Annotated in this window: 14 protein-coding genes and 3 pseudogenes; 5 read left to right on the forward strand and 12 right to left on the reverse strand. The window is 58.6% G+C overall.

Annotated features, from left to right (window positions below; genetic code table 11):
- Window positions 1–171: 171 nt before the first annotated feature.
- Window positions 172–609, forward strand: a pseudogene (locus BLU35_RS29900) (helix-turn-helix domain-containing protein); the annotation flags it as partial.
- A gap of 512 nt (window positions 610–1,121) precedes the next feature.
- Here BLU35_RS29900 and BLU35_RS29905 read toward each other — a convergent pair.
- The 3 genes from BLU35_RS29905 to BLU35_RS36440 form a co-directional block, all read right to left on the reverse strand.
- On the reverse strand, window positions 1,122–1,778 hold the full coding sequence (locus BLU35_RS29905) for a hypothetical protein (protein WP_143033021.1): 657 nt from the start codon (window positions 1,776–1,778) through the stop codon (window positions 1,122–1,124).
- A gap of 145 nt (window positions 1,779–1,923) precedes the next feature.
- A complete protein-coding gene (locus BLU35_RS29910; protein WP_176907495.1) occupies window positions 1,924–3,273 on the reverse strand; it encodes a DUF1963 domain-containing protein in 1,350 nt (449 codons plus the stop codon).
- An 893-nt stretch (window positions 3,274–4,166) separates the two neighbouring features.
- On the reverse strand, window positions 4,167–4,916 hold the full coding sequence (locus BLU35_RS36440) for a COG3904 family protein (protein WP_286161668.1): 750 nt from the start codon (window positions 4,914–4,916) through the stop codon (window positions 4,167–4,169).
- A 710-nt stretch (window positions 4,917–5,626) separates the two neighbouring features.
- Here BLU35_RS36440 and BLU35_RS29920 point away from each other — a divergent pair.
- Window positions 5,627–5,965, forward strand: a complete 339-nt coding sequence (locus BLU35_RS29920; RefSeq protein ID WP_093235777.1) for a hypothetical protein — start codon at window positions 5,627–5,629, stop codon at window positions 5,963–5,965.
- Between the two features lie 290 nt (window positions 5,966–6,255).
- Window positions 6,256–6,949, forward strand: a pseudogene (locus tag BLU35_RS29925) (ISNCY family transposase); the annotation flags it as partial.
- A 47-nt stretch (window positions 6,950–6,996) separates the two neighbouring features.
- Here the strand turns inward: BLU35_RS29925 and BLU35_RS29930 are convergent.
- Window positions 6,997–7,362 (reverse strand): HVO_A0114 family putative DNA-binding protein, encoded by a 366-nt coding sequence (locus BLU35_RS29930; RefSeq protein WP_093235778.1) that lies wholly within the window; start codon window positions 7,360–7,362, stop codon window positions 6,997–6,999.
- On the reverse strand, window positions 7,359–7,640 hold the full coding sequence (locus tag BLU35_RS29935) for a toxin-antitoxin system TumE family protein (RefSeq protein WP_093235779.1): 282 nt from the start codon (window positions 7,638–7,640) through the stop codon (window positions 7,359–7,361). The genes BLU35_RS29930 and BLU35_RS29935 overlap by 4 nt, the downstream gene beginning before the upstream one ends.
- A 456-nt stretch (window positions 7,641–8,096) precedes the next feature.
- On the opposite strand from BLU35_RS29935, the pseudogene BLU35_RS29940 reads away from it, so the two are divergent.
- Window positions 8,097–8,540: pseudogene (locus BLU35_RS29940) on the forward strand (helix-turn-helix domain-containing protein); the annotation flags it as partial.
- Window positions 8,541–8,635: 95 nt separating this feature from the next.
- On the opposite strand, the gene BLU35_RS29945 reads toward BLU35_RS29940, so the two are convergent.
- The 4 genes from BLU35_RS29945 to BLU35_RS29965 form a co-directional block, all read right to left on the reverse strand.
- Window positions 8,636–9,373 (reverse strand): hypothetical protein, encoded by a 738-nt coding sequence (locus tag BLU35_RS29945; protein ID WP_093235781.1) that lies wholly within the window; start codon window positions 9,371–9,373, stop codon window positions 8,636–8,638.
- Between the two features lie 440 nt (window positions 9,374–9,813).
- The gene (locus BLU35_RS29955) at window positions 9,814–10,122 is read right to left on the reverse strand and encodes a HigA family addiction module antitoxin (protein WP_037134101.1); all 309 of its coding nucleotides are present in this window, start codon (window positions 10,120–10,122) and stop codon (window positions 9,814–9,816) included.
- An 8-nt stretch (window positions 10,123–10,130) separates the two neighbouring features.
- Window positions 10,131–10,427, reverse strand: a complete 297-nt coding sequence (locus BLU35_RS29960) for a type II toxin-antitoxin system RelE/ParE family toxin (protein WP_093235783.1) — start codon at window positions 10,425–10,427, stop codon at window positions 10,131–10,133.
- 448 nt (window positions 10,428–10,875) lie between these two features.
- Window positions 10,876–11,574, reverse strand: coding sequence for a TetR/AcrR family transcriptional regulator (locus BLU35_RS29965; protein WP_093235784.1), 699 nt, complete (start codon window positions 11,572–11,574; stop codon window positions 10,876–10,878).
- Window positions 11,575–11,766: 192 nt separating this feature from the next.
- On the opposite strand from BLU35_RS29965, the gene BLU35_RS29970 reads away from it, so the two are divergent.
- Window positions 11,767–12,249, forward strand: a complete 483-nt coding sequence (locus BLU35_RS29970) for a RidA family protein (RefSeq protein ID WP_058324453.1) — start codon at window positions 11,767–11,769, stop codon at window positions 12,247–12,249.
- Window positions 12,250–12,371: 122 nt separating this feature from the next.
- Here the strand turns inward: BLU35_RS29970 and BLU35_RS29975 are convergent, their stop codons facing one another.
- Genes BLU35_RS29975 through BLU35_RS29985 form a run of 3 tightly spaced genes read right to left on the reverse strand, consistent with a single transcriptional unit; the run spans window position 12,372 to window position 14,817 of the window.
- Entirely contained in the window at window positions 12,372–13,730 is a 1,359-nt protein-coding gene (locus BLU35_RS29975; RefSeq protein WP_286161669.1) for an MATE family efflux transporter, read from the reverse strand.
- On the reverse strand, window positions 13,731–14,309 hold the full coding sequence (locus BLU35_RS29980; RefSeq protein WP_093235786.1) for a peroxidase-related enzyme: 579 nt from the start codon (window positions 14,307–14,309) through the stop codon (window positions 13,731–13,733). It abuts the gene before it with no gap.
- Window position 14,310: 1 nt separating this feature from the next.
- Window positions 14,311–14,817 (reverse strand): CMD domain-containing protein, encoded by a 507-nt coding sequence (locus tag BLU35_RS29985; protein ID WP_093235787.1) that lies wholly within the window; start codon window positions 14,815–14,817, stop codon window positions 14,311–14,313.
- Window positions 14,818–14,844: the final 27 nt, after the last annotated feature.

Consider the following 14,844-nt stretch of genomic DNA (forward strand, 5'->3'; position numbering starts at 1 on the left):
CAGTTCAACTTGGCTGCCACATTGTGTGTAGCGGCATTTTAGAAATGCGACATATAGGCCAGTTAGAGATGCGACAGTCGTCGCCTCTTGGGATGCTGGTCGAACGTCAGCGTTGGGAAGCAAGATCAGCGACTTGCATCGTGGCCAAGGCCATCTGTGTTCGGAGTCGTCATGTCTTGTTTGATTGTCATGTCGCAGAAAGAATTGCATCGCCTTGAACTCATCCAGCGGATTCGCGGCAGCCTGAGCGTCGTCGAGGCGGCCGAGTTGCTTCGTCTCAGCCGCAGTCAGGTCCATCGGCTGTTGCAGGCCTATGATCTGGCCGGCGCCGACGGCCTGGTATCGAAGAAGCGCGGCCGTCCGAGCAATCGGCGTCACAGCGAGGATTTCCGCAATCTGGTGCTCGACCTGGTGCGTGAGCATTACGTGGATTTTGGACCAACGTTGGCGGCCGAGAAGCTGATCGAGCGCCATCGGATTGCCGTCAGCAAGGAGACGTTGCGTCAGTGGATGATGGAGGCCGGCCTCTGGCTGTCGCGACGCGAGCGCAAGAAGCGGGTTTTCCAGCCGCGCGGCCGGCGCGATTGTTTCGGCGAACTGGTTCAGATCGGAAGACGCGGCCCTGATGGATTGCGACGAGCGGCTCCAGCACCTCTTTCCACCGCGCCATGAGCAGCGTGTGGGTGCCTTTCTCGTCCCGCCCCATGAGCCGGCTGTAACCGACCACGTCAGTGGCCAAAATGGCAGCAAGCCGGCGTTTGATGGATTCGTAGGCCATATCCAATGGCGCCTTCCCAGCACCCATTGCTCAAATTTTACTGGCGTCTTGCTCCCATGTCTATTTGGCTTGAGGCTGGCCTTGGTCGATAACCAACATTAGTGCACAAACGTCAAACGTCCGCTTGTGCGGCGCGCTATCCCCGTTGAGGGGACGAACGGGAACTTCCGCTCTCCACCCGATTGCTGCCGTTCGATCTGACACCGGGGAACGGCAGCTCTGCGCCCTCTACCTCAGCCGCAGACGCCCTCCCGCGCAGCGGGTTCGTTCCTCGATCCGATGCGGTCGTCGAAAGCAGACGCAAGGAATGGCTCGAACGACCGCAATGTCGTTTTTCAAAATTTTATTTCCGAATTCTCGTGCGAAAATCTGCCAGTGCTCTTTCGGTGTCCTTTTTTGACTTGCTGGCAATGATTTCAAATGGCGGTTCGGGCGTCGTGAGGATAGCCCCGCTGTGGGATATTGTTAGAAAGAGCTCGGACCGGTCTTCTACTCGAAACAGAAAGCAGAAGCCTTCGGGCTCGTTCAGCCCCATGCTTGGATGGCTGAACCTTGCTTGAAGGCAAATTGGCTTCGGCTTCGACATTTCGCGGAGCATCGCGGTTCCGACGGCACCGGCGGTCTCTATGTGCCCGGCGTGCTCCACACTACGCTCCCAATCAAGCGGAATGCATATGAGCGCAGTTTTCAGGAAAGCTGATCTGCCTTGTGCCGTAGATATGTCGCCGTCTTCGAACGGCGCAAGAACCATACCTTCGGCCATCTTGATTACCCGCAACTTACCAATATTGGTCTCAAGGCAATAGCTCAACACTTTGTTGCCTCGCATGTTGAGCAAAGGTTCAGCTTCCTGAATTCCCGTGATTATTGGCCGCTCCGGAAGGACATTGCAGTAGCACTGAAAGTATGGACTCAGATCATAAGGATCTTCGACGATGAGAGCTGCGGATAGCCACCTATCATCCCTCTCGATCACTTCCTCTTCCGTGACTTTGCTCATAACTGCGTTCCCTTGATGGTTCATCTGGAACATTACCCTGTTGCAACGCTGAGGAATGGGGAAAATGCCTTCAGCTATAACCCTGGCTGGGCCTCATCGCGCCCTTGAGTGACAACAATGACTGGTCGCTTGGATCACAGCATTTCTAGTTCGTGATTTCGAACATTACGTTGTCGAAATTGCCGTGCGCCAGTTCATCCCGATTTATGAACAAGACGATCGAATACATGTCGCCCCAAGCCCATCCCACCATGTCGCTTGTCGGAAGTTCCAGCAGAACCGCATTCGGCGTCGCCGGTCCATGTGGCGTGTACACATGGCCGATCGGCGCATGGCCCATGGCGCCACGTTCATGCAGAGCTTCAAAACGCCAGATCGTTTCCATCCGTTCGCGCACTTCGGCAGGTAGTGCCTGGGGGTTACGGGTATAGGTGTAAACGGCGTGCTGATAGAGCGAGTGCGCATAAGAACCGGACCACCAAGCGTTCGGCTTGTCACACAGTCTCAGAGCCGAGAAACTTATTACTGCGTATCCTTCTTCGTCATCTTTCAAATAGCATATGTCATGTGTCGGGATTGACGCGTACTGGGGCACCAGGTCGTTGACGGGTTTTATCTCGAATGCCTTGGTGAAAGGTGACAGTTTCTCTCGAATGTGTGCAAACCGCTCCATCGAGCCGCCGCTTTCTTCCTTCAGTCGGGAGAGCTCGGTCTTGTCGTCATCGTGTATCTTCTTGTCGAGCAGGTGGTCGATCTGGCGTTTCTTTGCGTCGAAGTGATCGGCAATCGACTCCAGGAGGACTGTGAGCGTTACTTCGTTGATCGGCTGGAAGGCGGGGTTGGCCAAATCGGGGGATTCAGAATCACGCGGGTCGGGAAAGCCGGGCGCCTTCCCTTTGCGCCATCCTTTTGGGGGAGGAAGCGCACCCAAATGTTCCGTGATCGAGATTGGCCATTCCGCTGAGTGATCCTGTACCCGCGCTCGACCCCTGTATGAGCGCGGCCAAAACCAGACTGCATCCGCTTGTCCAGGTCCGTCACGCCATTTCAGCGTACCGTCGACGTGGAGCACCCTAGGCGTCATGTTTTCTGGGTGAAAGAAGACTGAGAGCCAGCCCTGTCTCGGGCCGAGGCCAGACCAGAGGTCCTGCGGGAGAGCGGAGAGGTCTATTTGACATGCAAAGCGCAGGGGCTCGCCATCTATCTCGGGCCAAGCAACATCGTCGGGCAGACATGGCGCTCCACCAAACCATCCAGCGTTTTTCTGTGCGGGTATCGGCACTGCGGGGGTAAGCATAATGTATGGTTCGTAACTCTTCTGCGCTTCAGCCCGCATCTTCGACGTCGCGGCTAAATTCTCCACGAGCCGCATAGCCATCTCGGCAGGCTCGATCGGCGACATGTCGCTGCTTTTCTTCCCAAAGAGTACTCCAAAGAACCGATCAATCATACGGGTGCCTTTTTTAAAATGGTCATAGCGATAGTGGCCTCCCATTTGCGTTCGCACGGGAGAGCAGTCGGATATCGCTAGGGGACGGTTGAGCTCATTTGAGCTTCTTGTCCGCGCCGACGAGACGGAGACCATGATCGCCTGTCGCGGGCTTACTACAATGTCGAAGTATAAAAATATGAATTGCGTATACGATACTGGTGGCTCACAGCCGCACCACACCTGTTAATCCATATGATGGCAGTATATATACCATTTGAAGTTTGCATACACAAGCAAAGATTGTTATTAGGGATAATGCAATTACGGGCCGCTTCACGGACATCTACAGTGTCCGCTCTTACCCATTTCTGCTCTTCCAAATCGGCGGGATGCGGGCAGCTTTGGGTCGAAATCGGCATTTCTGCTCCGGTACCAGCCGTCAGGTTTTCACCACTGCCGCATCCGATTGGATCTACCTGCCACAGAGGTGCCAATACAATTGGTAGCCATACTCGCCATCTCGCCCATAACACCAGCCAATGGCCTCAAGCTTCGCCCCGATGGCCTCTCGACGGTCGCAGGCCCGAAGGGTGTCGTCGGAGCCACCACCCCCTCCCCGGCACTCACCGTTCTGGTCTTGCCATTGAGCTATGATCCGGATCGGCGCGTTCGCCTTCTTGTCCGAGGCAACCACCTTGCCTCTCTCCGCTAGTATCCGCTTGTTTTCGGGATCCAAGACCACAGAGAAGTCGGCCGCTCCAGAAGACGTTCTTGCGCGCTGGGGGCTATGCGCGAACCACTCGACGACTCCGCTTACTGTGCAGGTCGATCCACAAGCGACCCGCTCGGAACCGTGCTTCACGCTGTATGCCCTTCTCGGCCACCGCGCGGCGAAGGTTGCTTTCTCCTCCAGGACATCGTCTCGCGAAACATCCTTTCCGTAAAAGCTCACCTGGTCAGCATACGCTATCCGCATGTAGGCGAGCGCCTCGGTGTTCGTCCGCGACCATGCGACATGATATTGGGCAACGAACGTAAGCGCCAAGCTCTCGCGTGAAGGCTTGGCTGCAGGCGACGTTTCCTGTCCAGAAGGTGCCGTGGCTTCGGCGGTAGTGACGCGGCCATCGCCCGCCCCAGGCCCGAATGTGGAACTGCGCCATCTCAGCAGCGGTTAGATAGCGGATATCGGTACTGGGGATCGACAGGCTCAACTGAAGCAGCGTGGGATTGACTCCCATCTCGGCAAGATAGGTCATGATCTCCGCAGTCATCGCCTGCACCGCGGCAACGGCTTCTTGCCCCCCTATCGAAGCATCATTTGAGAATGAGGACTGATGGACTCCAATAGAACCGGGCTCTGCAACCCGCCTAACGCCACCAACGAACGCAAGCGCGCACGCCGAGGCACATTCCGCTGCTCGCAGTTGGATAGTTTCGAGGCCGAGAGCCCGGATTGCTCGCCCGAATGCCATGGCCGCTCGAACATTTCCGCCGTTGCTATTGAACGTAACAACACGCGCACCCGATGTTGTGACCGCCAGAGCGAGCGCCTCTGGCTTGTCCGTTGCCTCAAACTGCCCTTTGAGGATCAGAAAGATCTGCCCTGATTCGAGAGGAAACTGCTCGATAGAAACGGCCGCGGTTGCGTGCGAGATAAACAGCATGAAGCTCGCAACAAGAGCCAGTAGGGCGAAATAGATACGCATGCTCGATCCCCGACGAGTATCTCACGCTTAAGCAGCATATCTATGTCCTGAGCAACTTCAACTATTTCTAATGCACGAGGACAACCAGTGACAAGGCTAAGGAGCTGCCACGCAAAATTCCGGTGCTAGGTAGCAAAAAACACCAGCCCGACGGTAACAATCATAATCGAAACCGCAAGGCTTGCTTTTGGCCCCATTGCTGCGCCTCGTTCGAAACCACCGCTTCTGCAAGCTATTGCAGCCAGTTCGGCATCTAGGTTTTCACCCCATTCAGATGGGCGTTCGAGCATTCCGCCGGCGCGCGTATCGTCAAACGCCTGAGGTATGTGACCATGCACCAACCTCTGATCGACAGCCCGACTTCAATACTGGACGCCATTGGATGCCGGTGGTGGTGTGATGTTGGCGGGCCAGAATTTGTCCAAGCGCCACTTCCGTTGGGCACGGAGGCTGCACTGCCCTCAATGCCGGAATGCTGTGCCGTATCACCGCGTCTGGTGGCACCTCGAGTGCTTTCGGACCTGCCCGATCCACGGGCGCCCCTTGATCCCGGTGCGACAAGCCTATGCCTCCGGTCGATGGTGGCCGAATTTTGAGACGTCCACACACGAGCGCGCCCCTGACGTTTGCATCGGCGACGATAAGGACCTGATTGTTCCTTCGTCATCCGCTGTCTCCTCGATCCCGGCGCCTTGCCATCGGACCGCTTTTTGGCAGACTTCATCGACTGCGCCGAGTTTCTGGGGCGGTTTCTGAACAGCCCGCGGCAGTACTCGGTCCCTACCTTCTCGGCGCGGGATCTGCAAACTGGCTACGCGGTGTTGAAAGACGGATGCGAATCCGCAGCCGGACATGTTTCACGGTGGCTGAAAGCCAACCCGGTAAGCCCTATCGCCCTGACTACCCGGCACCTCCTCGGATGGGCTGCAGACTATCTCGTCACCGAAGACGAAGGGTTGGATCCCGTACTAGACGATCCCGCAAACCCGCTCCTCATCGCGATTTCCGAAATCATCCGATCGGAATGCGGGCGCATTCTGCGTCGCTGAGAGCGATCAGGTCGCGGGCTGCTTTACCCCGCTCCCTCCCCGTAGTCCAATCGTAGGAAGCGCCATGAAAGCGTTGATTCCACCTGGAAAATCCAATCCAATATTATGGTGGCAGGTCTCCGGCCGATCCAAGACGGTGGGACTTTGAGTCCAATATCTACCTGGTTACACGGCGGAATTTCCGAACAAAAGCAATGCGCTCGAATCCAGGATTATGGGACGACGCTCACCTGATCCTGCAAAGTTGGAATGTCACTCTCCCCGGGTTTTGATGACCTGGGAGATTGCGGATGGGATTGATTGCGATGAGCGAGCGTGACCTGCAGCGGATTGAGGTCTTGTCGAAAGTGATTGCCGGGCGGATGACGCTGGTGTCGGCGGCACATGTGCTTGGCTTGAGTACCCGCCAGGTGCGTCGTCTGTTGGAGCGGATCGGCGCTGGCGGTGCGGCGTCGCTCCGGCACCAGGCGATCGGCCGGCCATCGAACAACCGGATCTGCGACGGCGTACGCGATTACGCCATGGCGATCGTGCGCGAGCGCTACGCGGACTTTGGTCCGACGCTGGCGGCCGAGAAGCTTGCGGAGCGTGATGGTCTGACGGTGTCGCGCGAGACCTTGCGCCAATGGATGTCGGAGGCCGGCCTGTGGCTGTCGCGCAAGCAGCGACGGACGTTCCATCAGCCGCGGCTGCGGCGCGAGGCCTACGGCGAGCTGGTTCAGATCGACGGTTCCGAGCATCGCTGGTTCGAAGATCGCGGTGATCCATGTTCATTGCTGGTGTTCATCGACGATGCGACCGGCAAGCTGATGCAGTTGCGGTTTGTACGATCGGAAAGTGCGTTCAGCTATTTCGAGGCGCTGGAACTCTATCTGAAGGCATGGTGCTCCAGTCGCCTTCTATTCCGACAAGCATTCGGTGTTCCGGGTTGCGAGGAAGGATGCCAAGGGCGGCCAGGGCATGACCCAATTCGGGCGGGCGCTTTAAGCTGGCGCCGATCGCTGCGGAAGGGGCATACGGTGGCGGCGCGATCAGGCCGCCTTTTCGGCCGTCACATCGAATTCGAAATGGATGCTGTCATACGGAAACTCGACACCATTCTCATGCCGATCGATGACACCCGCATTGATAAGTGTTGTCACGTCGCGATGAACGGCCTGCACATCACGGTCCACGCGCCGGGCAACCTCGCGGATGGGAAGCGGGCCCTGTCCGGCCAGAGCCTTAACGATGGCGAGACGCAAGGGGGCTAGAATACGGTGCAAGTCATCATAGCTCGAAAACTCGACGGACGGTCTCGCTTCGACGGCTTTGCCGGACAGTGCGAGCTTGCCTGCCGCAACAAACCGGGCTCTGATGTCGTCGATCGTGCCCAAACGTACAGTCAATGTCGTCATCCCAGTATCCTTTCCATATCCGCCTGAAAGGCATCGAAGAGAGCCTCGAGGGTGGTGAACCCTATGGCTTCCTCGCGAGCACCGATGTGACGATGATCGCCTTTGCCGCGCTCGTTGTCATACCGGAGCACGCATTCTCCATTCACGACGAGCGCAAGCCTGTATTTGAACGGATGTGCGCTGCCCGGTACCGGTTCCGGCAGATGCCACAACACGACTTCGAAAAAGGCGGTGTCGTTGATGACCTCTCGGGATTTCTCGATCAGCACGGCTTTCATGTTGTTATCCATAGCAACACCTCGTCCTGTTGTCAATGAGAACAACAACGAAGGGATCAGTTTTTCAGTAACCGGTCGCGGCGGAGACGACCGCGACCGGTTAGCGGCTGATCACTCAGCTGCTTCAGGGCAGGCCTCGGCTTCGGTTTCTTCCTCGATGGGGTCGATTACCGTCCCATCGAACTGGTTCACCCGCCTCCCTTCCCTTGCAACCCGGTCCAGCCGGTCCGGTCGGGGGCTTGCCTCAGCGCCAGTGGAGATGTCGAGTGTCGCATGTCTAAATGGCTGACGACGCGCCGCCCAAAGTGACATTTCTACTTTGCGCCAACGTGGACAGTTCAACCTTGCTGCCACATTGTGTGTATGCAGGTACATTTTAGAGATGCGACAGTCGTCGCCTCTTGGGATGCTGGTCAAACGTCAACGTTTGGAAGGTTGAGACCATGAGCGTTCGGAGTCGTCGAGGCGGCAGAGTTGCTCGGCCTCTGCCGCAGTCAGGTCCACCGGCTGTTGCAAGCCTATGACCGGGCCGGCGCCGACGGTCTGGTGTCGAAGAAGCGCGGCCGTCCGAGCAACCGACGTCACAGCGAGGATTTCCGCAACCTGGTGCTCGACCTGGTGCGTGAGCATTATGTCGATTTCGGTCCGACCTTGGCGGCCGAGAAGTTGATCGAACGCCACCGGATTGCCGTCAGCAAGGAGACGCTGCGTCAATGGATGATGGAAGCCGGCATTTGGGTGTCGCGACGCGAGCGCAAGAAGCGGGTCTTCCAGCCGCGCGGCCGGCGCGATTGTTTCGGCGAACTCGTTCAGATCGACGGCTCGCTTCATTGGTGGTTCGAGAGCCGTGGTCCCAAATGCGCCCTACTCGTCTACATTGACGATGCCACCGGCAAGCTAAGCCTGGCCGGCGGACGGATTTCATGAACGATCCGGCGGTGATCGCGCGACGAGAGAAAGCGTTGATGAGGCAGCCAGCGGCGGAATAAAGAGCGTCAATGCACGCCGATGTCGCTCTGCGTATCCGATTCCAGCTGCAGGCAAGCTGGCCAAAGTGGCGTCTTATGAAAGGCTCCATCCTGGAGGAGCGTGAGCCCCTCTCGTGCCTCATAGAGCACACCGAGCCAGCACAAGCGTCGAAAGACGCCGTATTGGAGATCGGATTTCAACTTCCAGGCTTCTATGGTCATTTCGGTGTCCGACAGAGGCGCCAAGTCTGGACAGAGGATCTTCACAACGTCCATTGGCGTGCACCCTTCTCTGGCCTTGATATTGAGAAGATTGAGGAACATGCGCCACCAGCGTAGCCGCGCTCTGACCTCCTCTTCCCGCTCGGTGGTGTGGACATACGAATAGAGATAATCCGTGGCGATCAGATCGAAGAAGGCTTTCGGGTTCACCAGGAACTCCCGGCCGCGTCTGGTTGGCAGCAGCACATCTTTTTTCCGGCGAAGAAGCTTCAGATGACGGGTCATGTCGCGCACGACCCAAAGCGGCGGCATGTCGTTTTCATTGAGCACCTTGTTCATGCTGTAGAGGTCTTCGGCTGTGAATCCTGGCCAGAGGAAGTGCACAGCGGCCCAATGCACGAACTTGCGGTTCATGGCGCCGGCCGCCGTCAATCCTATGCCGCCCTCACCGGCAGCATAGGCAACCGAAAGAAGCATACCGCGAAGAAGTGGGGACAGTGCGGCGACATCGACGTCACCATGCAGCTTGATTTCCGGAAGCATCGTGCGGCTGTGATCCCTACCTCGCCTTATGCAGGTGCAAGCGAGTATCAACCGGCGACAAAACAATTGCTACTGAGAAAGCTAAAGCCGAAGAGACGGCCACCACCCGTCCCGATCTGATCTTGCAATCGGATCAGCCGGTCAGATCGGGCTGGTCGTCGTGCCGTAGGGCAGCTCAAATTGACATTTTTGCGCCAAAGCGGACAGTTCAACTTGGCTGCCACATTGCATGTAGCGGGGCCCAGGTCGCACAATTGCGGGTGCCGCACAAGCTTCCTCAAACGCGGCCGCCGCTCCTTGCGGATATCGTCAGCAACCCTTGGGAAGTAGCCGCTATACAGACATTGCCCGACGAAAAAGGCGCCCTCTCGCCTCGATGCCGCGGAGATTTGCGTGCCATGGCGGTTTCGCTCAAGCAACCGGCCTAGAGGCGCTTCGGGCTATGCCGCTGTCGCCAGCGGCTTCGCGCGCTCGATCCGCGCCAGTTCCTTGGGGCTGTGCATGGCATCCCATAAGTCGCTGCGCCGCTGCACGTTGAGCCAGAAGTCCGGGCTGTTACCAAACACGCGCGCCAGAATCAGCGCGGTTGCCGCCGTCACGTTGCGGCGGTCGTTGCACAATTCGTTCACATGCTTGCGCTGGACGCCCATTGCCTCGGCCAAGGCCGCCTGCGTCAGGTCAAGCGGCTGCATGAATTCTTCCGTCAGGATTTCGCCGACCGTCGCCGGCTTACGCTTGGTCATCAGCATCTGTCACCTCATCGATAGCTATGGTCGTCAAGATAGACCTCGGATGCCTCACCACGACTGCCATCCCATCGAAAGACCACCCGCCATTGCTTGTTGACGCGGATTGAATGCAAACCATCGAGATTACCGCGCAGTTTCTCGAAATGGTTGCTGGGCGGCACACGCAAGTCTTGATCTGTCGTCGCGTCGTCGATCATCTGCAGTTTGCGGAACAACCGGTTTTCGAGGTCGGCTGGAATGTTCCGGGAGTGGACATCCTCCACAAAGAAGGCCCGCAACCATTCGTCCCGAAAACCGACGATCATTCACGTCTCCAATTTCGAGTGAATGTACCACTCTATGGCTCATCCCGCAAGCGTGGGGAATAATCGTGTACGCTTTGCCGGAATTCTTAAGGAAGGTCAGTGATCTGAACTTCACAATTTGCTCTCTCCTCTCTCTCTTTCTTTTTCTCGCGCGCGCCTGGGGAACGATCGACTGATCTGACATCCTAAACCTTACGCCGAAGTGTGGGTCTCACCCGCCCCCTCCCTTGCAACCCGGCCCAGCCGGTCCGGTCGGGGCTCGCCTCAGCGCAAGCGGACATGTCGGCATTTCTAACTGGCTGAAGACGTGCCCAGAGTGACACTTTGCACAGAAACGGACAGCTCAACCCTGCCGCCACAGTCATGTAGCCCTCCTGTCCTCGCTTGCATGTGCTTGAGACGACGCCGCTAACAGCACGTCGACAAGACTGCCTCGACGCGAACGTCCTCACTGTTTCGGGGTCAGGCCATCGAGCAGGAAATCAAGGCCCTTCCTGAAGGTGCCGTCCCAATCGTTGTCCAGCAACAGCCGCGAGCGCTCGATCGTCGGATAGCGTTCACTGAGCTGCGTCAGGCGCTGCTGCGCGGCCGCCTTGTCTTCGTCCGATCGGTCGAAGCTCGCGAGCGTGACGGTGGCGCCCAGGACATGGTTCCAAAGCGACCAGATTGTCACGTTCAGATCCGCGTCTGCGACACCGGCTCTGGACAAGGCCGTGCCGAGCAGCTCCAGACGGCCGAGGACGTTTGCGCCAAGTGCCCGGCTCGGCAAAAGCGATGCCGACCAAGGATGACGCAGCATGCTGGCGCGCCAGTCTTCGAGCATATGGACGACTTCTGAACGCCAGTCCTGGGACTCACCTGTTTGCCAAGGGCCGCGATATTCGAGCACCGAGTCGAGTGCGAGATCGAAGACATCCTCCTTTGTGTCGACGTGCCAATAGAGGCTCATCACCCCCGAGCCGCAGCGATCGGCCAGCCGGCGCATCGTCAACCCGTCGACGCCTTCAGCGTCCAGCAGCTCCACCGCGGTCGTTACGATACGCTCAAGAGAAAGCGAGCGGTCACTGCGAGGTTCCTGCCCGGGTTGGCGTTTCACATTCGTCCGTTGTGATCGTTTCGTCCGCGCGCCGCTACTTTTGGCCGCCATTCCGTCTTCCTCGTCAATCAGTCCATCGAATTTGGCCGGAAACACGATAAATGTCGACCCTCACCCGTTGACTCGTACGCTGTACGATGCAAATAAATCGTACAGCGTACGAGTCATTCATCAATGATCGGACTCATGGTCAAATCATGCCGGCGCGAGAGCCGTGCTCATGGCGTTCGGAGCGAGAAAATCATGTCGCGCACAGTCAAGCATGTGCTTATCGGAGGGCTAATCATCATGAACATCGGAATTCCCAGTGCGGCAACGGCGAATGAGAGCAAGCTGACCATCGTCAATCCCAAGACCCTCTACGACCCCTCGCCGAATGGCTATAGCACCGCAGTGGTCACGCCCCCCGGTGCCCGGGTGGCCTACATTTCCGGACAGGGCGGCCAAGACGGCACGGGTGCTTTGTCACCCGACTTCGCCGTCCAGGTTAAGCAGGCCTATGCGAATTTGCGCGCGGCCCTCGATGCGCTCGGCGCGCGCCCGGATCAGGTCGCCAAGCTCACGATCTTCGTGGTTGACCACGACATGTCAAAGCTTGGGGTGTTGACCGAGAACGTCAAGGAAATGTTCGGCACGGCGCTGCCGGCACAGACCCTGGTTCCCGTTCCCAAGCTTGCAATCGACCCTATGCTGTTCGAGGTCGAAGCCGTCGTCGTTCTGCAGTAGGAATGTGCGGACAAGGTCCGCGAGAAGTTGTCTATAGAGCGTCGCTTCCGGCGGGGCGTGAGATGCAACCCGCACCGCTGGACTTCCGCCCTGCCCTGGAACGACGCACCCGAGCGACGCAATCAGCCAGGCGCTACCGTTCCTGTCTGAAACGTACGATCGGCCAGCCGCGGCAGCATAAGTCGAAACGCCACGCTGCGGGCACTTTGGAACAGGATCAGCGCGATCCATAGTCCGTCATTGCCGAAGACAGGCTGCAGGACCGCCCAGGCTGCAAAGTAGATGACCAGCGACGCCACCATCAGGTTTCGCATCTGTCGCGACCAGGTGGCGCCAATGTAGACGCCGTCCATCTGAAAGGCGACGATGCCGAAGATCGGAAGTGCTGCGGCATAGGGCAAATAGCCATGCGCGAGCGCGGACACGCTCTCCGTTGGGGCAGTGATGCCGATCACCCAGTCTCCGGCGGCAAGTAGCGCGAGTGCCACAAGACCGGCGAAGACGAAGCCCCACAATGTCGTCAGTCCGACCGCACGATCGAAGGCCGGCCGGTAGCGTGCGCCGACGGCGCGGCCCGCAAGCTGTTCCGCCGCTGTTGCCACGCCGTCGAGAAAAGCGACACCGAAGAAATAGAAGCGTAGAAGGATCGTATTCGCCGCAAGAATTTCGATACCGAGCATGCCGCTCTGGCGCGTGAAGAAGGACAGGCCGATCAGAAGCGCGAAGGAGCGGATCATCATGTCGCCATTGACGGAAAAGGCGCGACGGAAAGCGGCAAGGTTCGGCAGGTTCCATGCGGTTCGATCGGTCTTCGCCCAGACGAGATAAAGTCCAGCCAGCGCCGTAACCGCCTCGGCCACCAGCGAGGCGGCCGCAACACCCGCCACGCCCCAGCCAAGGCCCAGGGCCCAGTAGATGCTCAACGCTGCATTCAGCCCGTTCAGCAGAGTTTGCAGGATCATGCCCCAGAGCGCGTCGCCACGTCCGATGATCCAGCCGAAGACCACGAAATTGAACAGCACGAACGGCGCCGACCAGACACGCCAGGCGAAATAGGTGGCCGCCGCCTCGGCGACCTTCCCTTCCGCTCCCATTGCGGCAAGGCCAAGCGCGCCGATCGGCTTCTGCAGCGCGAGCAGCGCCAACCCCGCAACGAGCGCTAAAATGAGACCGCTGGCGAGCATACGCTGCTCTTCGCGGCGGTCACCCGCCCCTAGCGCCTGCGCGGTGAAACCTGTGGTCGCACCGCGCAGGAAGTTGAAGGTGACAAAGATGACGTCGAAAATGACGGTGGAAAGCGCCACGCCCCCGATCAGCGCCTCGTCTCGCAACTGACCAATGACGCCGGTCGCGACGAGCCCGACGAGTGGGCTCGACAAATAGGCGATCATCATCGGCAACGCGATGCGGAGCACGTCGCGATGGGAGATGTCGAAGCGGCGGACTGTAAGGCCCGCGTTGTCGCAAGGCGCGTGTCCCACTCAATCCAGCCGGTGCGGTTCGCCGAGCGTATGCATCAGCCGGTTGGCCCAGCCGAAGATCGCGACCGCATGAATGAGATCGAGGATCTGGAGCTCGTCGAGGCCGATCTCGCGCAAATGGTAGAACTGGTAGGCGCCGACATTGTCGGGATGGGCCGTCAGGTCGACGCCGAAATTGAACAGCGCCTGCTCGAAATCCGGCAAGTTCGCGTCGAGGCCGCGGTCATAGATTTCGTCCACCACCTCCGGCCGCTTTTCGAGCTGGATGTAGCGCGCCGCGTGGACGGACGCGCAATAGATGCAGCGATTGACGAAGGAGGCGGCGAGCGCTCCGATCTCCCGCCCGCCGCGGGAGAGCCCGCCCTCGCTATACATGATGTCGTTGAAGAGCGGCGTGCGCTCCTTCAAGGTTTCCGGCTCGTTTGCGAGCACCAGGACATAGTCCGAGATCTTCTTGTTGGATGGCGTGATCTTCAGCGCATCGATCTGTTCGACCGTCGCCGTTTCGACATCGACCGGCTTGACGTAGGGCTTCCAGTCAAGCGCCTCGACAGTGAATTCGTGTACGGGTTGCGACATCTCAGTTGTCCCTCAGCATCTTGAGGCCGGCCACCACCAGCACCTGATAGTTCACGAAAGCGATGAGGCCGGCGAGCGCAACGATGTCCCGGTCGTCGAGCCCTGCGGCGGTGAGCTTTTCGATGTTGGCGCGCGTCGCCTCCTTCGGGGAAAGCGTGACAAGATCGACATGGGCGAGGATCGCAACAAGGCGCGTATCCGCACCTTCGGCCCCGTTGCCTGGATTGGCGATCCACACCAGGGCGGAGCCCCCCTCCTCGCTCTCGAGCAATTCCCGGAAATGCGCGGAAAGCTCCTGCGACTTCCAGAGTGCCGCCATGCGTGCAGCAAGCGCAGCCCTCAGCGCATAGGAGAAATTGCGCGGTTCGGCGGGACGAAGGGCCGCCTGGTAGCTCGTCTGGCTCAGGTGCTTCAGCTTTGCCCGCTCTTCGCGCAGCGCCTGAAGGTCGGGGAAGCGATCAAGGCCGAGTACGGTATCGATCACGTCATTTGTCGATGGAGCGGTCATTGGCTTTTCCAGTCGTCTGAAATTCGG

The sequence above is a fragment of the Sinorhizobium sp. NFACC03 genome, assembly GCF_900103435.1.
Lineage (GTDB): Bacteria > Pseudomonadota > Alphaproteobacteria > Rhizobiales > Rhizobiaceae > Ensifer.